The sequence below is a fragment of the Caballeronia zhejiangensis genome (genome assembly GCF_022879815.1).
GTDB classification, from domain to species: Bacteria; Pseudomonadota; Gammaproteobacteria; order Burkholderiales; family Burkholderiaceae; genus Caballeronia; species Caballeronia zhejiangensis.
The window spans coordinates 2,894,069-2,915,063 of the sequence record NZ_CP084283.1; the positions used below are offsets into that span (position 1 = coordinate 2,894,069).

A 20,995-nucleotide genomic window follows, 5' to 3' on the forward strand; every position below is an offset into this window, starting at 1 on the left:
GCAATTCAAAGTAAATCGCTTCAGCCTTGCAGCGGCCGAACCCGCGCAACGATCTCCCCGACAATTCCGCGACGGAACGCCAGCACGCACGCGATGAAGATGACGCCCGTCACGATCGTCACCGATTCGCCCAGCGAGTTGAACCACGTTACGCCCGTGAGCCGCGCGATGCCGCTGCCGATATCGCCGAGCCGGTCTTCCAGCGCGACGATGATCGCCGCGCCGAGCAGCGGGCCGAACATCGTGCTCATGCCGCCGACGAGGGTCATCAGCACGACGAGGCCGGACATCGTCCAGTGCGCGTCGCCCAGGGTTTCGAAGCCGAGCACGAGCGTCTTCGTCGCGCCCGCGAAACCCGCGAGCCCCGCCGACAGCACGAACGCGAGCAGCTTGTAGCGCGACGTGTCGTAGCCGAGCGAAATAGCGCGCGGCTCGTTCTCCTTGATCGCGATCAGCACTTGCCCGAACGGCGAATGCACGATGCGCACGATCAGCGCGAACGCGAGCAGCATCACCACGAGCACGACGTAATACAGCGTGATGTCGTTGCCCAGATCGATCGCGTTGAACAGCTTGCCGCGCGGCACGCCTTGCAGACCGTCTTCGCCATGCGTGAACGGCGCCTGGAGGAAGACGAAGTACACCATCTGCGCGAGCGCGAGCGTGACCATCGCGAAGTAGATGCCCTGGCGCCGAATCGCGATCAGGCCGGCGACGAGACCGAGCAGCGTCGCCGCCGCCGTGCCCGCGAGCACGCCGAGCTCCGGCGTGAAGTTGAGCGTCTGGATCGCGTAGCCGGCCACGTAGCCCGCGGAAGAGAGGAACATCGCGTGCCCGAACGACAGCAGCCCCGTATAGCCGATCAGCAAATTGAACGCGGCTGCGAAGAGCGCGAAGCACAGCACTTTCATCATGAACAGCGGATACACGCCGACGAACGGCGCCACGATCAGGCCGATCAGCAACAGGCCGTAGAGCGCTTTTCTCTGCATCATTTTTCCTTGCCGAAGAATCCTGCCGGGCGAATCATCAACACGATCGCCATGATGACGAAGACGACCGTCGCGGACGCTTCCGGATAGAACACGCGCGTCAAGCCTTCGATCACGCCGAGCAAGAGACCCGTGAGGATCGAGCCCATGATCGAACCCATGCCGCCGATCACGACCACCGCGAACACCGTGATGATCATCGACTGGCCCATCAGCGGCGACACCTGAATCACCGGCGCCGCAAGCACGCCCGCGAACGCCGCGAGCGCGACGCCGAAGCCGTAGGTGAGCGTGATCATCATCGGCACGTTGACGCCGAACGCCTCGACGAGCTTCGGATTCTCCGTGCCCGCGCGCAAATAAGCGCCGACGCGCGTCTTCTCGATCACGAACCACGTCGCGAAACACACGACGAGCGACGCCACGACCACCCACGCGCGATAGTTCGGCAGGAACATGAAGCCGAGATTGGTCGCGCCTTGCAGCAGCGACGGCACGTCGTAAGGCTGCCCCGACGAACCGTAGATCGAGCGAAACACGCCTTCGATCACGAGCGTGAGGCCGAACGTGAGCAGCAGCCCGTAGAGATGATCGAGCTTGTAGAGCCAGCGCAGCATCGATCGCTCGACGAAAACGCCGAACAGCCCGACGATGACGGGCGCGAGCACGAGCATCGCCCAGTACGGGACGTTGAAGTAGGAAGCGCCCATCCATGCGAGCATCGCGCCCAGCATGAAGAGCGCGCCGTGCGCGAAGTTGATGACGTTGAGCAAGCCGAAGATCACCGCGAGCCCGAGGCTCAGGATCGCGTAGAACGAGCCGTTCACCAGCCCGAGCAGCAGCTGGCTCATCATCGCGGCGAGTGGAATGCCGAAAATTTCCATTGAACCTGCCGTCAGAAACGTGTTGACGCGGTTGCGGCGGCCGAGCGGCCCTCTTGGCCGCCCGCCTCGCGAACGCGCTGAATCACCGCCGAACGCTTACTTCCAGAGCTTGCAGCGCGACTCCGCCTTCGTGCCGAACGCCTGATCGCCCGGAATCGTCGCGGTGATCTTGTAGTAGTCCCACGGCTCCTTCGATTCCGACGGCTTCTTCACTTCCATCAGATACATGTCGTGAATCATCGAACCGTCTTCGCGGATGTAGCCCTTCGCGTAGAAGTCGTCGATCTTCGTCTTCTTGAGCTGCGCCATGATCTTGTCGCCGTCGGTCGTGCCCGCCGCCTTCACCGCGTTCAGGTAGGCCATCACGGCGGAATAGTCCGCTGCCTGCAGGCTCGACGGCATCTTCTTCATCTTGCCGAAGTAGCGCTGCGCCCATTTGCGCGTGTTCTCATCCTTGTTCCAGTACCAGCTGTCCGTCAGGACGAGACCCTGCGTCGTTTCGAGCCCGAGGCTGTGGATATCGTTGATGAAGATGAGCAGCGCGGCGATCTTCATCGACTTGGTGATGCCGAATTCCTTCGCGGCCTTGATCGAGTTGATCGTGTCGCCGCCCGCGTTCGCGAGGCCGAGCACCTGCGCCTTCGATCCCTGCGCCTGCAGCAGGAACGACGAGAAGTCCGACGCCGACAGCGGATGACGCACTTCGCCGAGCACCTGGCCGCCGTTCGCCTTCACGACGTCGGCCGTATTCTTTTCGAGCGCCTTGCCGAACGCATAGTCGGCGGTGAGGAAGTACCACGTCTTGCCGCCCTGCTTCGTCACCGCGGAACCGGTGCCTTTCGCGAGCGCCATCGTGTCGTACGCGTAGTGCACCGTGTACGGCGAGCATTGCTCGTTGGTCAGGTTGTCCGCGCCCGCGCCGATGTTGATGTACGGCGTCTTCTTCTCCGCCGCGACTTGCGCGGTCGAGAGCGCCGTCGCCGAATTCGTGCCGCCGATGATCGCGTTCACGCCGTCGCGGTCGATCCATTCACGCGCGCGCGATGCCGCGATATCCGCCTTGTTCTGGTGATCCGCATAGACGAGTTCGATCGGCTTGCCGTTCACCTTGCCGCCGAAGTCCGCGATCGCCATGCGAATGGCTTCGAGGCCGCCCTGGCCGTCGATGTCCGCGTAGAGGCCCGACATGTCGGTGACGAAACCGATCTTCACGGTGTTGCCGTCGGCGGCGTTGGCGCTCGTGCTCATCACCGCCACACTCGCCGCCGCAGCCGCAAAGCACAGAGTAGAGAGGCGCGCGAGGGTCTTCTTTTTCATTCCAGTCTCCATGAGTTTTGATTTGTTGCGGTGTTACTGGTGTTGCCCTTCTTTCCGGCGTGCCGCGTTCGGGATCGATTACACCCCGAGCAATTCGTGCAGCACCGGCATCTTCGCTTCGAGTTCCCCCGCGCCGAAATGCTCGACGATGTTTCCGTGCTCCATCACGTAAAAGCGGTCCGCGAGCGGCGCCGCGAAACGAAAATTCTGTTCGACCATGACGATCGTGTAGCCGCGCGACTTCAGCATGAGGATCATGCGCGCGAGTGTCTGCACGATGACCGGCGCGAGACCTTCCGAGATTTCATCGAGCAGAAGCAGATTCGCGCCCGTGCGCAGAATGCGCGCGACGGCCAGCATCTGCTGTTCGCCGCCCGAAAGACGCGTGCCCTGGCTCGCGCGGCGCTCTTTCAGGTTCGGGAACATCGAATAGATCTCGTCGAGCGACATCGCGTCCTTCTGCTTGCCGATGAGCGGCGGCAACAGCAGGTTTTCCTCGCACGACAAGCTCGAAAAAATGCCGCGCTCCTCCGGACAATAGCCGACCCCGTAATGCGCGATCTTGTGTGTGGCGAGCCCGATGGTTTCGTGTCCCGCGACGCGAATCGAGCCCGTCCTGCGCCCGGTCAGGCCCATGATGGCGCGCAGCGTCGTCGTGCGGCCCGCGCCGTTGCGGCCGAGCAGCGTGACCACTTCGCCGCGATTCACCTTGAGGTCCACGCCATGCAGAATGTGCGATTCCCCGTACCACGCCTGCAATCCCGAGATTTCCAGCGCGGGCACATTGCCCGCCGCGCCGTTCGCCTCGCGCGAGCGGCGCTCCTCCACGATCGTACTCATGCATGCGCTCCGGTGAGCGCCGCATCGGCGCTGCCCATGTAGGCTTCCATCACGAGCGGATTCTTCGACACTTCCGCGTAGCTGCCTTCGGCCAGCACTTCGCCGCGCTGAAGCACGGTGATGGTGTCGGAGATGCCCGCGATGACGTTCATGTTGTGCTCGACCATCAGGATGGTGCGGCCCGCCGATACTTTCTTGATGAGCGCCGTCACGCGGTCGACGTCTTCGTGGCCCATGCCTTGCGTCGGTTCGTCGAGGAGCATGAGTTCGGGCTCCATCGACAGCGTGGTCGCGATCTCCAGCGCGCGCTTGCGGCCGTACGAAAGCTCGACAGTTTTGGTATCGGCGAAATCGGTGAGGCCGACTTGCGTGAGCAGATCCATCGCGCGGTCGTTTAGCGCGTCGAGAGAACGCTCGCTGCGCCAGAAATGAAACGACGTACCCAGTTGCCGCTGCAAGCCGATACGCACGTTCTGCAGCACGGTCAGATGCGGAAACACGGCGGAAATCTGAAACGAGCGGATGATGCCGCGCCGCGCGATATGCGCCGGCCGCTCGCGCGTGATGTCCGTGCCGTTGAAAACGATCTGGCCCGCAGTGGGTTCGAGGAACTTGGTGAGCAGGTTGAAGCAGGTTGTCTTGCCTGCGCCGTTCGGTCCGATCAGCGCATGGATCGAACCGCGGCGAACGCGCAGGTTCACGCCATTCACGGCCGTGAAGCCTTTGAATTCCTTCGTGAGTCCTCGCGTTTCAAGAATGGTGTCGCCGAGAATCATGTCCCCTTCCATGCGAAGTGAGACGCTGGGGCAAACTCTGTTCGCCTGCGCCTTATTTTTTCTTTCCGCGCGCACCCGAACGTTGTCTCCATTCCGGTACTGCTTCGCTTCGCGCGTCGCTGTTGCGGCCGCACAAAGTGTGCACGTGGCATGCCGAGCATCACTAATTCCGGGGCCATTGTCGCGCCAATGATGCAGCGCAATCATTGGGATTTGCACTTACTAACGATTTGCTTGGAGTCCCGCCGCATGCACGTTATGGGGGCATGGGGAATGCTTATGCAGGGCGCAAATAAGCGATGACTGATCGAGCGTCATGCGCGCGTCATGCATACGTCATTCATCACGTCACGCGAGCGCCGTCGCGATCACTTCCTGCGCTTCGACGCTGCGCCGGTCTTCGCGGATCATGTCGCTCGCGCGCTCGGCGATCATCAGCGTCGGCGAATTCGTATTGCCCGATGTGATCGTCGGCATCACCGATGCATCGACGACGCGCAGGCCGCGCACGCCGATCACGCGCAGGCGGCTGTCGACGACCGCCCCCGGATCGTTGTCCGTGCCCATGCGGCATGTGCCGACCGGATGAAAGATCGTCGTGCCGACCTTGCCCGCCGCTTCGACGAGTTCTTCCTGCGTCTGAAACTGAATGCCGGGCAAGATCTCTTCCGGCGCATAACGCGCGAGCGCGGGCGCGCCGGCGATGCGCCGCGTGAGGCGCAACGCATTCGCGGCGACTTCGCGGTCGCGGTCCGTCGACAGATAATTCGGCGCGATCAGCGGCGCCGCATGGGCATCGGGCGATTCGATATGCACGCTGCCGCGCGATGTCGGCCGCAGATTGCACACGGATGCCGTGAACGCATTGAACGCGTGCAGCGGTTCGCCGAAGCGTTCGAGCGACAAGGGCTGAACGTGATACTGCACGTCGGGGCGCTTGATCGATGCATCGTCGGGATTGGACTTCGCGAACGCGCCGAGCTGCGATGGCGCCATCGACATCGGGCCGCTACGCAACAGCGCGTATTGCATGCCGATGAAAAGCTTGCCCCACCAATGCGCGGACAACGTGTTCAACGTGCGCACGCCGTTGACCTTGTACGCCATGCGCAATTGCAAGTGGTCCTGCAGATTTTCGCCGACGCCGCGCAGACTCTTCACGACATCGATGCCGAGACGCTGCAGACGCGCGCCATTGCCGATGCCCGAGAGTTCGAGAATCTGCGGCGAATTCACCGCGCCCGCGCTGAGAATCACTTCGCATCGCGCGCGCGCGATGTAATCGACATCGCCGCCGCGATACTCCACGCCGACGCAGCGCGCGCCTTCGAACACGAGGCGTTGCGTGTGCGCGCCGGTGATCGTCGTGAGGTTCGGACGCTTCATCGCTTCACGGAGAAAGGCCTTCGCCGCATTCCAGCGAATGCCGCCGCGCTGATTCACTTCGAAATAACCGACGCCCGTGTTGTCGCCGCGATTGAAGTCATCGGTCGCGGGAATGCCGCTCTGCTGCGCGGCCTTCGCGAAGGTTTCGAGAATCTTCCACTTCAGACGCTGCTTCTCGACGCGCCATTCCCCGCCCGCGCCGTGCCATTGGTTGCCGCCGCCGTGATGATCCTCGCTGCGCTTGAAGATGGGCAGCACGGAATCCCACGACCAGTTCGGATCGCCGCTGACATGCGCCCAGTCGTCGTAGTCCTCGCGCTGGCCGCGCATGTAGATCATGCCGTTGATCGACGAGCATCCACCGAGCACGCGCCCGCGCGGATACGACAGCGCGCGTCCGTTCAGGCCCGGTTCGGCCTGCGTCTTGTAAAGCCAGTCCGTGCGCGGATTGCCGATGCAATACAGATAGCCGACCGGAATATGAATCCAGTGATAGTCGTCCTTGCCGCCCGCTTCGAGCAGCAGCACGTTCACGTCGGGATCCTCGGTGAGGCGATTCGCGAGCACGCAACCGGCCGTGCCCGCGCCGACCACGATGTAGTCGAATTCACCTTCCAGCTTGCGCGCGTTCTGTTTCATCGCTTGTCTCCGTGGCGCGCCGTCTTGTGCGGCGTCTTTGGCTTGCAGATCAACCGAGCGTACTGCGGGATGCGCTTGCGAATCCAATCAGATATGTTCAACTGGGATATAAGAAGCTTTAATATCAGCCGATGGACTACATTCTTCTGCGCGCCTTCATCACCGTTGCACGCGAAGGCAACCTCACGCGCGCGGCGGCGCAACTGCATCTGACGCAGCCGGCCGTCAGCCTGCAGATCAAGAATCTGCAGGAGATGCTGGGCGTCGTCCTGTTTTCGCGAACGTCGCACGGACTTTTGCTGACGCGCGATGGCGAAGCGCTCCTGCCGCACGCCGAACGCGCGCTCGCAGCCGCCGCCGACGTGCAGCGCGCCGCTGCTGCGCTGCGTCACGAAGTGAGCGGCACGCTGCGCATCGGCACGATTCTCGATCCCGAGTTTCTGCGGCTCGGCGGATTTTTGCGTCAGCTCGTGGAGACGCATCCGCGCATCGAGACGTCATTGCGGCACGGCATGTCGGGCTGGGTGCTGGAGCGCGTGAGGGCGCGTGATCTGGACGTCGGCTATTACATCGGCGATCCGGCCGTCGACGGCACGCGCGACGGCGAGCGCTTTCACGTCGTCAGGCTGACGCCATTTCTGTATCGCGTGCTTGCGCCGGCGGGCTGGCACAACCGCGTCAACAAGGGCAAGCGCAACTGGGCCGCGCTCGCCAAGCTGCCGTGGATCTGGACGCCGCAGGAATCCGCGCATAACCGGCTGTTGTCGCGCCTCTTCCGCGAGGCGGGCGCGATGCCGCTCGTCGTCGCGGAAGTGGATCAGGAGCCGTCGATGCTCGATCTCGTGAAATCGGGCGTCGGTCTGTCGCTCGCGCGCGATTCGATCGCGCTGGCGCAGGCGCACGCACACGCGCTGACGATCGTCGAAGGCGTCACGGTGCCGACGCAGTTGTCCTTCGTCGCGCTCGCGGAACGTCGCGATGAACCGGCGATCGCGGCGGCGCTGCGGTTGATCGACGCGCAATGGTCCGTCTGAGGGCAAATCCCGACTTCGCGGGCAAGGACTTTCAAGCGCGCTTCATCGATCGTCTGCTAGGCTGGGCGCTCGCTTTTTTACATCCAACCGTGTTCGAGGAGTCTTCATGGCACGCAACATCGAAATCAAGGCGCGCGCGCATCAGTTCGACGCACTGCGCGAACGCGCGGCCGCGCTCGCCCCCGACGCGCCGCTGGTTTTCCGCCAGCAAGACTTCTTCTACGACGTGCCCACCGGACGCCTCAAGCTGCGCCAGTTCGACGACGGCACGCCATCCGAGCTGATCTTTTATCAGCGCGACGACCGCGACGGCCCGAAAGTCTCGTACTACACGCGCAGCCCGGTGACGAATCCCGAGGCGATGCACGCGCTGCTCGCGCAGGCGCTGACGACGCGCGGCATTGTCTCGAAGGAACGGCATGTGTTTCTCGTCGGGCGCACGCGCATTCATCTGGACCGCGTGGACGGTCTCGGCGATTTCATCGAGCTGGAAGTGGTGCTCGGCCAGGACGACGACGAAGCCGGCGGCGAAGAAGAAGCTCACGCGATGTTCGCGCGTCTCGGCGTGGCGCAGACCGATCTGGTGCCGCTCGCTTACGTCGATTTGCTCAGTCCCGAGGCGTCGTCGTCGGCGAGATGAGAAAGCGGCAGCGGACCGTTGCGCTTGAACGTCGTCAGCACGATGTTCGAGCGCACGCTGTCGACGCCCGGTACGCGCATCAGCTTCTTCATGACGAAGCCTGAAAGCGCGTTCAAATCGGGCGCGACGATGCGCAGCAGGTAATCCGCATCGCCGACGGTCGCGTGACATTCGAGCACTTCGGGCAGCATTTCGATCTGCTGCTGAAACTGCTCGATGATCGAATCGCCGTGATGCTTCAGCTTCAAACTCGTGAACGCCGTCACGCCCAGGCCGAGCTTTTCGGGCCGCAACACCACCCGATATCCTTCGATCACGCCCGTCGCTTCGAGGCGCTGCAGGCGCCGCCCGATCTGCGACGGCGAAAGCGGCACCTGCTCGCCCAGTTGCTGATGCGTCGCGCGCCCGAAGCGTTGAAGCACGTCGAGCAGGGCGAGGTCGAAATGATCGAGTTCGAGCATGAGGCGGATATGCGCGGTAGCCGTGATGAATGCGACTTTATCGCATGGCAGCGGGTGCCCTCACAAACCCTTTGCGCAAAGGGGCCGTTTCGCGCGCGTTTTACGAATTCCTTGCAGCGGCAAACAAGGTAACGCGCATGTTACCAACCATGACACCGCGAAAGGCCGGATTTCATACGGAAAGACGCGAATTCGGCATAAACGCAAGCCTTCGAACAGCAAATAGAAAGCTCGATCGTCAGTTACCTTTCAGTCTCGACTACCATTCCTGAAGCGCTCGTAAGCTTCCCAGGCGGCGCGAGCCTCGTCGTCCAGTTGCTCGGGCGGCAGCCCGGATTGACGCTGTACAATCAGCAGCGCATAGGGCCTGGACAGCGCGCTCGCTTCCTTGCAGAGGCTGAGTTCGTCGCCGCTCGACGGGGAGCGGCCGCGCCAGTAGTTGATCGCGGCTTCGAGTTCGTGGATCGGGATGACAGCCATGTCCGGGCAGAAATACATTCGGTGTACGGCCGCTCGCGGCTTCAGGAAAACAGGTCGCGCACGCCGCATGAGATGTGAGTTTTGAACCGGCTCGAGCCCGCGCCGCACGCCGCGCATGTGACCATGCCGCCGACCGCCCCGCCCGCTAGAGCTCAACCCATTGTACTTGAGCGACTCCATGCGAATCCTTCTGATCGAAGACGACCGCCCCATCGCGCGCGGCATTCAAAGCAGCCTCGAACAATCCGGCTTCACGGTCGACATGGTGCACGACGGCATCTTCGCCGAACAGGCGCTCGCGCAGAACCGCCACGAGCTCGTCATTCTCGATCTCGGCCTGCCCGGCATCGACGGCATGACGCTGCTTTCGCGTTTCCGCCAGGGCAATCGTCACACGCCGGTGATCATCCTCACCGCGCGCGATGAACTGCACGACCGCGTGCAAGGCCTGAACAGCGGCGCCGACGACTACATGCTGAAGCCGTTCGAGCCGCAGGAACTCGAAGCGCGTATCCGCGCGGTGATGCGACGCAGCGGCCCGCACGGCGACGTGCCACGCCCCGAAGTGTCGCTCGGCGGCTTGCGCCTGTCGGGCGTCGATCGCCGCATCTTCAACGACGAGCGTCCGCTCGAACTCTCGCCGCGCGAATTCGCCGTGCTCGAAATGCTGTTGCTGCGTCACGGCCGCGTCGTGAGCAAGGCGCAGTTGCAGGATCATCTGACGCACTTCGGCGGCGATCTCGGCGATACGGCCATCGAAGTGTATGTGCATCGCGTGCGCAAGAAACTCGAGAACACGCGCGTGGAAATCGTGACGGTGCGCGGCTTCGGCTATCTGCTTCAGGAGATCCGGCAAGCGGCGTAACGCTTCTGCCGTAAAACGCCTTGCGATTTCCCACTCGCCGCGCGGGCGACCAGCGTTTCGCCCGCGAAGACTGGCTCGATCTGGCGCGGTCGAAAGCCGCCGAGACGCCGGCGCCGCCGAGTCTGCGGCGCACGCTCCTGCGCCGCCTCGCCGCGCCGCTGTCCCTGCTCGCGCTGATGTCCGGCCTCATGGCCTACTGGCTCGCGTGGCAATACACGCAGCACGTCGTCGACCGCTCGCTCGCGGATCTCGCGACGGCCATCTCCAAGCAGATCCAGCTCGCCGGCGTCGATGCGCCCGTCACCGTGCCGCCGCTCGCGCAGGCGATGTTCTCGGACCCCGTCGAGCAACTCATCTACCGCATCAGCACGGGCGATGAGGAAATCGCCGGGGAACCCGATCTGCCGCTCACCGGCACCAACGTGCGGCGCATTCACTACGCGTACGTCTTCGAGACGCACTTCGAGGGCGTCTCCGTGCGCGCGGCGCAAGTGCGCGTGCCGCAGCCGACGGGCAATCCGATCGTCGTCGAAGTGGCGCAACGCGTGGGTTCGCGATATCGGATCGCGGTCGAATTTCTCATCGCGATCATGATGCCGCTGCTGTTGCTGCTGCTCGCCGGATGGGTGATCGTGTGGCGCGTCGTGAATCAGCAGTTGAACCCGCTCACCGATCTCGCCGACGCGCTCAATCAGCAGACGCACATCTCGCTCGAACCTGTCGACGAGACTTACGTGCCGAGCGAAATCCGCCCGCTCACGAGCGCGATGAACGGCCTGCTCGTGCGCCTGCAAAGCGCGCTCGATGCGCAACGCAAGTTCATCGCCGATGCCGCGCATCAACTGCGCACGCCGCTGACGGCGGTCAAGCTGCACGCCGAGCAGGCGCTCAGTTCGCGCGATCCCGCGAAGGCCGTCGAAGCGGTGAAGGAATTGCGCGCATCGGCGGATCGCGCGGTGCGGCTGTCGAATCAATTGCTTTCGCTCGCGCGCGCCGAGCCGGGCGAACAGGCGGCGCGCTTTTCCGATTTCGATCTGGCCGCGCTCGCGTTCGATACCGGCGCGGAATGGGTGCCGCGCGCCCTCGCCGCACACGTCGATCTCGGTTTTCAGCGCCTCGACGATCCCGAGAACGAACATCCGCTGATCGTGCGCGGCAATGTCGTGCTCGCGCGTGAGGTGCTCGCGAATCTGATCGACAACGCGCTCAAGTACATTCCGCCGTTTCGCATCGAAGGCGCGCGCATCACGATGTCGGTCACGGAATGGAGCGACGCGAACGGCCGGCGCTTCGGCGAAGTCGTCGTGGAAGACAACGGACCAGGCGTGCCGCCGGATCAGCAAGGCGATCTCTTCAAGCGCTTTTTCCGCGGCGACGGGCAAAACGTCGAAGGCGGCGCGGGCCTCGGACTCGCGATCGTTCACGACATCATGGTGCTGCACGGCGGCACGGTGCATTACGAAGATGCGCCCGAAGGCGGCGCGCGCTTCATCGTGCGCATGCCGCTGAAGGAAGACAAACCGGCGGCGGAATAAAAAAGAGCCACGGGTTTCGGTCCGTGGCTCTGTCCGGTCTTAAGCGCGGCTTACTTCTTCTTTTTCGCCTTCTCTTCTTTCAGCGCGAGCATCGTGCCGCGGCATTTCTTCGCGCCGCATCGGCATTCGTATTCTTTCTTGAGCTTCTTGGTGATGCGGCCGTCGATGACGAGACCGTAGTCGTAATTCAGCTCTTCATCCGCCTCGATGTCGCGCAGCGCGTGGATGAACACGCGCCCTTCGACTTCCTCGGCCTCGCAATTCGGCGCGCACGAATGATTGATGTACTTCGCGCTGTTGCCTTCGATCTTGCCGTCGATCACGCGGCCATCGTCGAGTGCGAAGTAGAACGTGTGATTCGGCTCGTCGGGATTGTGCGGATGGCGGCGCAGCGCTTCCTTCCACGAAATGCGCTCGCCCTTGTACTCCATCACCTTCTCGCCGGCGGCGATCGGCTTCACGGCAAACACGCCTTTACCGTGCACACCGGAGCGGCGAACGGTGACCCTGCGTGAACTCATCGAACGAATCCTTAAATAACGCTTCGCTCCCGCGCGATCGGGGATGAACATCGGGACAAAAAAAACGCGGTGGCTTCGATGCCGCCGCGTTCGCTCGTTGAACGCTCGCGTCCAACACACCGGTATCCTACACTCCCGGCGCGCGTCTGCTCAACCGTCCGGGCGATGCGCGCAACGTTTCAGCGCTGGCCGATTGTGATCTCGCCAAAGAGGTTCTTCTGGTCGCGCGGCTGCGAGCGCCAGTACTGCGGCGGCGCCGTGACGGTCGCGCCGAGCTCGGCGGCGGCGTGCCACGGCCAGCGCGGATCGTAGAGCATCGCGCGCGCCATCGCGACGTAGTCCGCCTTGCCGCTCGCCACGATTTCTTCTGCTTCCTTCGCCTCCGTAATCAGTCCGACGGCGACAGTGTTCACGCCCGTCGCTTCCTTCACGGCCTGCGCAAACGGCACCTGATAGCCCGACGACAACGGAATCTTCTGCAACGGCGAAACGCCGCCCGACGATACATCGACCCAGTCGACGCCGCGCTTCTTCAACTCCGCTGCGAACGCGATCGTGTCTTCGATGCTCCAACCGCCTTCGACCCAGTCGGTCGCCGAAACGCGCACGCCGACGGGTTTGTCGGCCGGGAACGCGGCGCGCACGGCATCGAAGATTTCGAGCGGATAGCGCATGCGGTTTTCGAGCGAGCCGCCGTATTCGTCGGTGCGCTGATTGGCAATCGGCGACAGAAACTGATGCAGCAGATAACCATGCGCGCAATGCACTTCGATGCCGTCGATGCCGAGGCGCGCAGCCCGCTTCGCCGACGCGACGAACGCTTCCTTCACGCGGAGGAGACCGGCGGCGTCGAGCGCGAGCGGCGGCGTTTCTTCGGGCTTATGCGGAACGGACGACGGCGCGTAAGTCATCCACCCGCCATCGGCGACGGAAACCAGCGCTCCCCCTTCCCACGGCTTGCGGCTCGATGCCTTGCGGCCCGCGTGAGACAACTGCATCGTCACCGCGATCTTCGAATACTGGCGGATGGCGGCGAGCACGGGACGCAGCGCGGCTTCGGTGACATCGTCCCAGAGACCGAGATCGCCCGCCGTGATGCGTCCGTCCGGCTCGACGGCCGTCGCCTCGATGAACAGCATGCCCGCGCCCGACAACGCGAGCTGGCCGAGATGGATCATGTGCCATGCCGTGGCCTCGCCGCGCTCGGCGGAGTACTGGCACATCGGCGATACGAAGATGCGGTTCGGAAGTTCGAGACCGCGTAGGGTCGTGGGTGTGAACAACGCGCTCATGGCGGTGACTCGTCGATGGAAATGAAGCGATCGAGAATAGCACCGCCCTTCACGACACGCAGAAACGCCGATGGCTCATACCATCACACGTTCAGCGCGCATCCACGGTGAAGCGATCGAGCCACTCGCCGAACATCGCGCGGGCGGCGCGTTCGAGCTTCGCGCCGTGACGCGCGGTTTCCTCGCGCAACGCGGCGACCGTCGTGCCACTTTTCGCGACATCGCCCGGATAGGCGACGAGCCAGCTCTCGAAGCGCTCGACGAGCACTTCCGGATGACACTGCAGCGCGAGCACGTGCTCGCCCCAGGTGAACGCCTGATGCGCGCACATATCTGTCGATGCGAGCAGCGTCGCGTCCTCGGGGAGATCGAAGGTATCGCCGTGCCAGTGAAAGACGGGCACGGACGCGCCTTCGGCTTCGAGATGCCGCAGCGCGGACGCGCGTCCCGCGTCGGTCAGCGTGAGCGGCGACCAGCCGAGCTCCAGCTTCCCCGACGGATACACCCGCGCGCCGAGCGCACGCGCGATCAGTTGCGAGCCGAGACAGATGCCGATGGTCGGCAAGCCCGCCGCGATGCGCTTTTCGAGCATCGAAAGCAGCGGCGCGAGATGCGGATAGTGCGCGTCTTCAAAAGCCCCGATCGGACCGCCGAGAACGACGAGCAAGGAAGGATCGAGCGGATTGGGCGCATCGATGCGCCCGCGCCCGACGTCCAGATACCGCACCGGCAGGCCGCGATCGCCGAGCACGAGTTCGAGGCTGCCCAGATCTTCGAAATAGACGTGGCGAATCGCCAGGACTTCATGTTTCATCGGCGGCTTTCCGTAGGTCGAGCGCGTGTGGCCCGGAACGAAGTTGTGACGAGCCGCGCCTCGCGGTGAGGCGCGACGGGCACAGTCTAACCGACTCGCCGCGGCCCCACAGCGCCGGATGACGCCCAATGGCTTGTACGCCGTCCGCCCGGATCAGGCGACCTGGGCGAAGACCTTCCAGCTTTTCTTCTGCGTGGCAACGTCGGCTTCTTCGTATACCGAACAGTCGAGACGCAGATCGGTGTCCGCCATGTCGATCTGAAGAAGCGAGCAGTGATGCGGCGTCTTCTTCGGATTCTTGCTCGCTTCGAAGTGCGAGCAGGACAGACACATGCGGTGCGCCGGAATCTGCTGTTGCGATTCGAGCTGACGGATGGTCTTGAGCAGCGTGCGGTAGAACGCAACCTGCTCGTCCTCGCGCAGCGTGCCGACCGCCTTCGCGAGGAAGTCCGGCCATTGCAGCGCCTTCTTCGCGGCCGTGCGGCCACGCGCGGTCAGACGAACCGCGAGCGCGCGGCCATCGTCGAGCGCGCGGCGCTTTTCGACGAGACCCTTGCCTTCGAGCGTGCTCACCGCATCGCTCGTCGTGGCGGCGGTCAACGCCGTTTCACGCGCGATCTCGCCGAGGCGCATCGGCCCCTTGCGCTGCATCAGCAGAACGAGAATTTCACCCTGGGTCGGCGTCAGCCCCGCGCCTTCCGCCCATTCCCATGCCTGGCTGCGCATCGCGGTGCTCAGCCTCAGCAGGCCGTGGGTCACCCGCCCCGTCGCCTGCTCTCCGTAAACGCCTTCACTCATAGTCTTTCGCTTGTTGTTCCGCTTATGTGTTTGACGGCACGTTCGCGCCGACCGCCGCGAACACCTCGTCCGAAACGCCGTCCGCAGAAGAGTACTCCGAACCCCTTGCGAACTGCACTTCGTTCTCGGTCCCCGCCGTCTCAAAATTCAGGCGTGCCAAGCCAATTAGCGGTGCCTGATTGGGGACATTGCAACCCTCTTCGTTTTGCGCCTTCTTATGGTCCTGCTCGTGGCGCTGTTTTCCTGCCGACTATAACGCTACGCCAGCAAAGTCGCCATTCTAAGCGACCTAGAACAAACGTACACCTTAATTATCCACGCAGAACTGTGGATAACCCGTGGAAAAACGTCTTCTTTGTTTGTGGACGTATTCTTGATAACACTGCCGGCGCGTCGCACGCCCTTCGGTTGTCCAGAATTTCGTATCGCGACGAGCGCATGATCCACATGGTTATCATCGCGCTAGCACGTTGACTCTGAACCTCTTTTTGACGTTTTCCACAGCGACGCGCAGGCCTTGTTAACTACTATTACGGATGTATACGGATTCTTCGAAGTAAACCTTAGCGACGTCGAATCGGTTCTTTTTCAAACGTTGCCGTGAGCGCGTTATTCCCGTTGCTCGTCAAGCACATGTTTCATTCGGCTCAAAAACAAAGGCCGCTTCGGAATAGTTCGAAGCGGCCTTTCGTCATGATTCGCTGAATTGCATCAGCGTAAGCGTAAGCGCTGCGTTATCGACGCCATTGCAGACATTGCTGTCTGACTGCCTCGTGCAGCGACTTCTCCTTGTCGACCACGCCGCGCAGCCACGTCGCGTCGTTCACGCCGCGCGCGATGTCCGCGACTTCCGCCAGCGCGGCCTGCGAGCCGAGCGCTTCGGCGTGCGGCGCGAGCACGTCGAGCGTTGCCAGAATGTCCTCGCCGATGGTCTGCCGCTCGCCCGTCTGCGGATGGATGCAGGTGCCTTCCAGCCCGAAGCGGCACGCCTCGAAGCGGTTGAACGTGTAGACCAGATAGTCGTCCTCCCGCGGCGTCAGCGGCTTGTCCAGCAGCAGATAGCGCGAGAGCGTCTGGATGTAGCAGGCGATCGCCGCGGCACGGTCGACGGACAGCGGCGTGTCCATCACGCGCACTTCGATCGTGCCGAAGCCGGGCTTCGGCCGGATGTCCCAGTAGAAGTCCTTCATGCTATTGACGACGCCCGTGTTGACCATCTTCGAGAAATATTCCTCGAAGCCGTCCCAGGTCAGCACGAAGGGCGCGCGTCCCGACAGCGGAAAAGCGAATACCGAGTTCAGACGCGCCGAGTGAAAGCCCGTATCGACGCCCTGAATGTAAGGCGACGACGCCGAAAGCGCGATGAAATGCGGGATGTAGCGCGACATCGCATGCAGCAGGAAGAGCGCGCTGTTCGGATCGGGACAGCCGATATGTACGTGCTGCCCGAACACCGTGAACTGTTTGGCAAGGTATCCGTACAGCTCGGAAATGTACTGAAAGCGCGGCGCGTCATAGATCTGGCGATCGCTCCATTGCTGGAACGCATGCGTGCCGCCGCCCGCAAGCCCGACGTTCAGCTGGTCCGCCGCGGCGACGAGCACGTCGCGGATCTTGCGCAGATCGGTCACGGCCTGCTCGTGCGTCGTGCAGATGCCGGTCGACAGCTCGATCATGCTTTCGGTTATTTCGGGCGTGATGTTGCCCGGAATCTTTTCGTCCTTGATGAGACGCATGAGGTCCGACGCGGCGCGCGTCAGATCGTAGTCATGCGTGTTGACGACCTGGATCTCCAGCTCGACGCCGAACGTGAACGGTTCGGAGTTGATGAAAGGTTCGAGTGCCATGGCGCCTCTTGAATGAACAATGCTTGAAGAGTACGGGCGCTTACTCGCGCCGCTCGCCCACCGCCGACAGGCTACGGTACACGACGAAAGGCGAGACGATCTGCAACACGACGATCGAGCACATGACGATCGCGCGCAACGTCGGGTCGTAGTCCGGATAGAGCACGTACATGTCGTCGACGAGCAGATACGCGAGCGCGGACATCGGCGTGAGCGCGACGCCGAGCGCCGCGCCCTGCTTCCAGTTGAGGCCGCTCGGTTTCGCGAAAATCAGCACGCCGACCAGCTTGCCGACGAAACGCGCAACGATCAGCCCGACCGCCGCAACGCCGCCGAGCGCGATGTCGCGCCAGTGAAACGATGTCAGCGTCAGCGCGAACAGGATCACGGTGAGCAGCCATCCGGCGGAACCGAAATGCGACGGCCACAGTTGCGGGCGTTCATCGGCGTTCTTCACGATGATGCCCGCGGCGAGCAGCGCGAGAATCGTCGACAGCTTGAAGATGTGCGCGATCGCGATCGCCAGCAGCACGAGCCCGAAGAGCGCGACGAACGAATGCTCGTCGTTCGCGGGCAGGCGCCGCACGAGCATGTTGCACGCGCGCGCGAGCAGGAACGCGAGCACGAGCGAACCGATCAGCAGATAAAGCGGCTGCAGGATCGTCGCAAACGCATTGCCGTAGATTTCCTGATGCAGCACGCCGGCCGCGAGCTTCTCGACGACCACCGCGTACATGCTGTTCAGCGCCGTCAGCGTCAGGAGGCGCTGCGTGACCTGGCCTTCCGCGCGCAATTCGGTCTTCAACTGGATGACCATCGCGGGCGACGTGGCCATCGCGATGGATGCGATCACGACCGAAGGCATCGTCGGCACGTTGAGGAGCGTCAGCGCGATCAGCACGAGGCCGAACGTGAGCGTCGATTCGGCGATGCTCGACAGAATCAGATACGGATTGCGGCGAATCCAGCGCAAGTCGAGCCGTCCGCCCAGTTCGAAGAGCAAGAGCCCGAGCGCGACATCGAGCAGCGGCCGCGACAGTCCGCCCGCGCTCGCGTCGATGACGCCGAGGCCCGCGTTGCCGGCAATCAGCCCGATCACCGCGAAACCGGTGATGCGCGGCAAGCGCCACGCGCGCCACAGCAACTCGCCGGCGAGGCCCGCCGTGACGAGCGCGAGGCCGGCCCAGAGAATCGCGTCGGGTTCGAGCGGCCAGGCGGGCAAAAATGAAAATGCCGAATTCATCGTATGGGATTCTCCTTCGGTGCTGCAGCAGAGCGTGCACGTTCCGTTGCGTGACTCGCATCGGCGGCGCGCGCTCGCGGACGAGGCGCATCCGCCCGGCTACGCGAGCGTTGGTTCATTCAGGCGAATCGAAATGCGAACGAACACGGCGTCACGGCGGAACCGTGCACGAATTAGACGACGCGTCCGGCTGACCACGAGACGCCTTGCATGCCCTCAATGTCGCACCGGACATCTCCGATCCGTGTGACATGAGTGGCGCATGCGGCGCCCGCTCGGATGCCGGGCCGAACGCAGCAAACGACGGTTGCGGCTTCGTTGATCAGATTCTTGGCTCGCAACCATCGTTCCATTGAAGCGGACGCCATCTTGGAGAGGGCGCAACGCAGGAAGAAGCGCGATTGTGCCATACCTCGCGTCGCCCGGCAGAAAGTCCAAGCTCATGATTCTTATGAAGTAAAAGCGACTGCCAGGCTCGACGCGAATGGCAAACCTGACCGGCTACCGGCTTGCCCGGCGATCGGACTTCCACGTTTACGGCCGGCCGATGAACTCGCCGTCAGGTGTTTACAGGTTTACTGTATATAAACGTAGTAGTGGTTAACAAAGCAACGCCTTTTCTGTGGATAACATGGGTTTTGTCTTTTTATTCAATCATTTGGAGAAAGCAGAAGCGGGCCGTAAACATGTTGGCGCCGCGCGGTGAACGCGGAACAACTTTTGGCCGCGTAAACCGGACGCCTCAGTTGTCCCGTTTACGTGCACAACGCGTTCACACGACTTTCACACGCAATTCGACGGCTTATCCACAACTTGCCGGGGATATCTCGCCGTGCCTCAACGCCTTTAGCAAAAAGCGGGCTGGATCGATGGCTTCGGCCAGTTCGCGCTCGATGGGCCAGGGTTCACCTTCGACGAGCGAAGCGATCAGCTCGGCCGCGAGCGTCGCCCAGACGAGTCCGCGCGAGCCGAACGCAAACGCGCCATAGAGACCCGGGATGCGCGGCAGATCGAGCGGCCACGCGCCCGACAGTTCACGCGCATCGCGGCGCGCGGCGTGTTCGTCGGCGAGCTGGCCGATCATCGGCATGCGGTCGCTCGTCACGCAGCGAAACGCGACGCGACCCGCGCGTACTGTGCCCGGCATCAGCGCGAGGTCCGGCAACATGCCCGCCACGCGCCCGATGTTCTCCCGATGTCCGGCCTCGCGGATCGCGCGATCGGGATCGTCGATGTCATACGTCGCGCCGACGAGCGTGCCGCCCGCGCCGAGCGGCACCGCGTAGCCTTCGCCGATCACCGGCATGCGCAGAGGATCGAGCGCGCAGCTATCGAGCACGGTGAGTTGGCCGCGCACGCTGCGCGTCGGTTCGCCGTACAGGCCAGCGAGCCGCGCCGCATCGTGCGCGTTCGCAAGCACGATGACCGGCGCGCTCGCGATCTCACCGCCGCTCGCGTCGAACGCGCGCCAGATGCGGCCATCGTGTTCGATGCGCGTCACTTCGGTATTCATGCGCGCTGTGATCCGCGCCGAAGCGTCATCGATTTGCGCCGCGCACACGGCCGCGGGCGAGATCGCACCGCCGCGTGGAAAGAACCAGCCGCCGCGCGCGACATCAACGCCCGCGATGCGCGATGCATCCGCGCGCGTCATAGCCTGCACGTAGTCGGATGGATACGCGAATCGCGCGATGGCGGCGGCGAGCGCATCGGCGTCGTCGGCCGTATCGGCGATCTGAAGCAGACCCGCGCCGCTGCGATGCAACTCGTGATTCGCGTCTTCCAGCGCGCGCCATCGGCGTAACGCGTAGAGAAATGCCGCGCGCGTGAGGCGTGCGGCGACGCTGTCGTCGCGCCAGACGATCGGATGAAACACGCCCGCCGGATTGCCCGATGCATCGCGCGCGGAGACCGCATGACGATCGACCAGCGTGATGTGCCAGCCGCGCGCGGCGAGCCGCGAACTCACCGCGCAGCCCGCGAGCCCCGCGCCGATGACGATGGCTTCGCGCGCGCCCGCGTCGCAAGGCAGCGGCGGTTCATGACGACGCACACGCCAGCGCGGTGCGAAGCGCGCAACGAGCGGCGCATCCGTTGCGTCGGGCGAGCAGTCGAAACCCGACGATGCCAGCGCGCGCCGCAACGTCGGACGATGCGCCGGAGAGGCGTTCGCGCAAACCGTCGCGCCGTCGCCGGCAAAGCGCGCGAGCGTCTTGCACAGCTTGCGCGGATCGTCCGGCGCATCGAGATGAAACGCGTCGGCGCGCAGCCAGAGTTTCGCGAGCATCTCGTGGACGTCATCGCCGATGGCGAGCGTCAGCACGACGCGCCCATCATCGAACTCGAGGCGATGCACGCCCGGCACGCGCACCGGCCAGGCGCGCGCGAGTTCGGCGGCGAGCGGCGATGGATCGTCGGCCGAAGGCGGTTCGTTCAGCGCATTCGGCTGCGCGATAGCGACGACATGCAGCCGCTCGCAACGCGCTTCGTCGTCGCGCCAGCGTTGCCAGAGCGGAAGGAAGGCGCTGAACGTCGTATCGACGAAAGTGAAGATGCGTTCATGCCGCCAGCGCACGGGCAGATCGTGCGGCGCGAAAAGCAGGGATTCGGTCATGCGAAAGATTGGGAAAC

The 20,995-nt window shown here is 63.5% G+C and carries 19 protein-coding genes; 4 read left to right on the forward strand and 15 right to left on the reverse strand.

Going from position 1 to position 20,995, the window contains the following annotated elements; translation table 11 throughout:
• Positions 1-20 precede the first annotated feature (20 nt).
• The 6 genes from LDZ23_RS13890 to LDZ23_RS13915 all read right to left on the reverse strand — a co-directional run bounded on the left by LDZ23_RS13890 (position 21) and on the right by LDZ23_RS13915 (position 6,834).
• Positions 21-992: a branched-chain amino acid ABC transporter permease gene (locus LDZ23_RS13890; RefSeq protein ID WP_008352433.1), complete on the reverse strand. Its 972-nt coding sequence runs from the start codon at positions 990-992 to the stop codon at positions 21-23.
• Complete coding sequence (locus LDZ23_RS13895; protein ID WP_008352432.1) at positions 992-1,876, reverse strand: branched-chain amino acid ABC transporter permease; 885 nt, start codon at positions 1,874-1,876, stop codon at positions 992-994. Before LDZ23_RS13895 ends, LDZ23_RS13890 begins: the two co-directional genes overlap by 1 nt.
• Positions 1,877-1,972: 96 nt before the next feature.
• Positions 1,973-3,193 carry an ABC transporter substrate-binding protein gene (locus LDZ23_RS13900; protein WP_008352431.1) on the reverse strand — a complete coding sequence of 407 codons (1,221 nt, stop codon included), beginning with the start codon at positions 3,191-3,193 and terminating at the stop codon, positions 1,973-1,975.
• 78 nt (positions 3,194-3,271) lie between these two features.
• Positions 3,272-4,033 carry an ABC transporter ATP-binding protein gene (locus LDZ23_RS13905; RefSeq protein ID WP_008352430.1) on the reverse strand — a complete coding sequence of 254 codons (762 nt, stop codon included), beginning with the start codon at positions 4,031-4,033 and terminating at the stop codon, positions 3,272-3,274.
• Positions 4,030-4,809 (reverse strand): ABC transporter ATP-binding protein, encoded by a 780-nt coding sequence (locus tag LDZ23_RS13910; protein ID WP_008352429.1) that lies wholly within the window; start codon positions 4,807-4,809, stop codon positions 4,030-4,032. The genes LDZ23_RS13905 and LDZ23_RS13910 overlap by 4 nt, the downstream gene beginning before the upstream one ends.
• 348 nt (positions 4,810-5,157) lie before the next feature.
• A complete protein-coding gene (locus LDZ23_RS13915; protein WP_008352427.1) occupies positions 5,158-6,834 on the reverse strand; it encodes a GMC family oxidoreductase in 1,677 nt (558 codons plus the stop codon).
• 131 nt (positions 6,835-6,965) lie between these two features.
• On the opposite strand from LDZ23_RS13915, the gene LDZ23_RS13920 reads away from it, so the two are divergent.
• Positions 6,966-7,868, forward strand: coding sequence for a LysR family transcriptional regulator (locus LDZ23_RS13920; protein WP_008352425.1), 903 nt, complete (start codon positions 6,966-6,968; stop codon positions 7,866-7,868).
• Positions 7,869-7,974: 106 nt separating this feature from the next.
• A complete protein-coding gene (locus LDZ23_RS13925; protein ID WP_008352423.1) occupies positions 7,975-8,508 on the forward strand; it encodes a class IV adenylate cyclase in 534 nt (177 codons plus the stop codon).
• On the opposite strand, the gene LDZ23_RS13930 is transcribed toward LDZ23_RS13925, so the two are convergent.
• Together LDZ23_RS13930 and LDZ23_RS13935 are read right to left on the reverse strand one after the other, a co-directional pair.
• Positions 8,463-8,969: an Lrp/AsnC family transcriptional regulator gene (locus LDZ23_RS13930; RefSeq protein WP_008352422.1), complete on the reverse strand. Its 507-nt coding sequence runs from the start codon at positions 8,967-8,969 to the stop codon at positions 8,463-8,465. The genes LDZ23_RS13925 and LDZ23_RS13930 overlap by 46 nt on opposite strands.
• A gap of 249 nt (positions 8,970-9,218) precedes the next feature.
• Complete coding sequence (locus tag LDZ23_RS13935) at positions 9,219-9,449, reverse strand: DUF3717 domain-containing protein (protein ID WP_008352420.1); 231 nt, start codon at positions 9,447-9,449, stop codon at positions 9,219-9,221.
• 178 nt (positions 9,450-9,627) lie between these two features.
• Between LDZ23_RS13935 and LDZ23_RS13940 the strand changes: the two genes are divergently transcribed.
• Together LDZ23_RS13940 and LDZ23_RS13945 are read left to right on the forward strand one after the other, a co-directional pair.
• On the forward strand, positions 9,628-10,314 hold the full coding sequence (locus LDZ23_RS13940; RefSeq protein ID WP_008352418.1) for a response regulator transcription factor: 687 nt from the start codon (positions 9,628-9,630) through the stop codon (positions 10,312-10,314).
• Positions 10,315-10,394: 80 nt separating this feature from the next.
• The gene (locus LDZ23_RS13945; protein WP_033536470.1) at positions 10,395-11,849 is read left to right on the forward strand and encodes a sensor histidine kinase; all 1,455 of its coding nucleotides are present in this window, start codon (positions 10,395-10,397) and stop codon (positions 11,847-11,849) included.
• Between the two features lie 50 nt (positions 11,850-11,899).
• Here LDZ23_RS13945 and LDZ23_RS13950 read toward each other — a convergent pair whose 3' ends face one another.
• From LDZ23_RS13950 to mnmC, 7 genes are all read right to left on the reverse strand, one after another.
• Complete coding sequence (locus LDZ23_RS13950; protein WP_075583516.1) at positions 11,900-12,421, reverse strand: SET domain-containing protein; 522 nt, start codon at positions 12,419-12,421, stop codon at positions 11,900-11,902.
• A 128-nt stretch (positions 12,422-12,549) separates the two neighbouring features.
• On the reverse strand, positions 12,550-13,662 hold the full coding sequence (locus tag LDZ23_RS13955; protein WP_008352415.1) for an NADH:flavin oxidoreductase/NADH oxidase: 1,113 nt from the start codon (positions 13,660-13,662) through the stop codon (positions 12,550-12,552).
• A gap of 91 nt (positions 13,663-13,753) precedes the next feature.
• Positions 13,754-14,476 (reverse strand): glutamine amidotransferase, encoded by a 723-nt coding sequence (locus LDZ23_RS13960; protein ID WP_008352414.1) that lies wholly within the window; start codon positions 14,474-14,476, stop codon positions 13,754-13,756.
• A 153-nt stretch (positions 14,477-14,629) separates the two neighbouring features.
• The gene (locus LDZ23_RS13965) at positions 14,630-15,274 is read right to left on the reverse strand and encodes a MarR family winged helix-turn-helix transcriptional regulator (protein ID WP_008352413.1); all 645 of its coding nucleotides are present in this window, start codon (positions 15,272-15,274) and stop codon (positions 14,630-14,632) included.
• A gap of 734 nt (positions 15,275-16,008) precedes the next feature.
• The gene (locus LDZ23_RS13970; RefSeq protein ID WP_008352412.1) at positions 16,009-17,121 is read right to left on the reverse strand and encodes a YbdK family carboxylate-amine ligase; all 1,113 of its coding nucleotides are present in this window, start codon (positions 17,119-17,121) and stop codon (positions 16,009-16,011) included.
• A 40-nt stretch (positions 17,122-17,161) separates the two neighbouring features.
• Positions 17,162-18,364, reverse strand: a complete 1,203-nt coding sequence (locus LDZ23_RS13975; RefSeq protein WP_008352411.1) for a cation:proton antiporter — start codon at positions 18,362-18,364, stop codon at positions 17,162-17,164.
• 802 nt (positions 18,365-19,166) lie between these two features.
• Complete coding sequence (mnmC, locus tag LDZ23_RS13980) at positions 19,167-20,978, reverse strand: bifunctional tRNA (5-methylaminomethyl-2-thiouridine)(34)-methyltransferase MnmC2/FAD-dependent 5-carboxymethylaminomethyl-2-thiouridine(34) oxidoreductase MnmC1 (protein ID WP_008352410.1); 1,812 nt, start codon at positions 20,976-20,978, stop codon at positions 19,167-19,169.
• Between the last annotated feature and the right edge of the window lie 17 nt (positions 20,979-20,995).

Coding starts and splice junctions, on each gene's coding strand:
- LDZ23_RS13890 (WP_008352433.1), bottom strand. CDS start 992: ATGCAGAGAAAAGCGCTCTACGGCCTGTTGCTGATCGGCCTGATCGTG.
- LDZ23_RS13895 (WP_008352432.1), bottom strand. CDS start 1,876: ATGGAAATTTTCGGCATTCCACTCGCCGCGATGATGAGCCAGCTGCTG.
- LDZ23_RS13900 (WP_008352431.1), bottom strand. CDS start 3,193: ATGAAAAAGAAGACCCTCGCGCGCCTCTCTACTCTGTGCTTTGCGGCT.
- LDZ23_RS13905 (WP_008352430.1), bottom strand. CDS start 4,033: ATGAGTACGATCGTGGAGGAGCGCCGCTCGCGCGAGGCGAACGGCGCG.
- LDZ23_RS13910 (WP_008352429.1), bottom strand. CDS start 4,809: ATGATTCTCGGCGACACCATTCTTGAAACGCGAGGACTCACGAAGGAA.
- LDZ23_RS13915 (WP_008352427.1), bottom strand. CDS start 6,834: ATGAAACAGAACGCGCGCAAGCTGGAAGGTGAATTCGACTACATCGTG.
- LDZ23_RS13920 (WP_008352425.1), top strand. CDS start 6,966: ATGGACTACATTCTTCTGCGCGCCTTCATCACCGTTGCACGCGAAGGC.
- LDZ23_RS13925 (WP_008352423.1), top strand. CDS start 7,975: ATGGCACGCAACATCGAAATCAAGGCGCGCGCGCATCAGTTCGACGCA.
- LDZ23_RS13930 (WP_008352422.1), bottom strand. CDS start 8,969: ATGCTCGAACTCGATCATTTCGACCTCGCCCTGCTCGACGTGCTTCAA.
- LDZ23_RS13935 (WP_008352420.1), bottom strand. CDS start 9,449: ATGGCTGTCATCCCGATCCACGAACTCGAAGCCGCGATCAACTACTGG.
- LDZ23_RS13940 (WP_008352418.1), top strand. CDS start 9,628: ATGCGAATCCTTCTGATCGAAGACGACCGCCCCATCGCGCGCGGCATT.
- LDZ23_RS13950 (WP_075583516.1), bottom strand. CDS start 12,421: ATGTTCATCCCCGATCGCGCGGGAGCGAAGCGTTATTTAAGGATTCGT.
- LDZ23_RS13955 (WP_008352415.1), bottom strand. CDS start 13,662: ATGAGCGCGTTGTTCACACCCACGACCCTACGCGGTCTCGAACTTCCG.
- LDZ23_RS13960 (WP_008352414.1), bottom strand. CDS start 14,476: ATGAAACATGAAGTCCTGGCGATTCGCCACGTCTATTTCGAAGATCTG.
- LDZ23_RS13965 (WP_008352413.1), bottom strand. CDS start 15,274: ATGAGTGAAGGCGTTTACGGAGAGCAGGCGACGGGGCGGGTGACCCAC.
- LDZ23_RS13970 (WP_008352412.1), bottom strand. CDS start 17,121: ATGGCACTCGAACCTTTCATCAACTCCGAACCGTTCACGTTCGGCGTC.
- LDZ23_RS13975 (WP_008352411.1), bottom strand. CDS start 18,364: ATGAATTCGGCATTTTCATTTTTGCCCGCCTGGCCGCTCGAACCCGAC.
- mnmC (WP_008352410.1), bottom strand. CDS start 20,978: ATGACCGAATCCCTGCTTTTCGCGCCGCACGATCTGCCCGTGCGCTGG.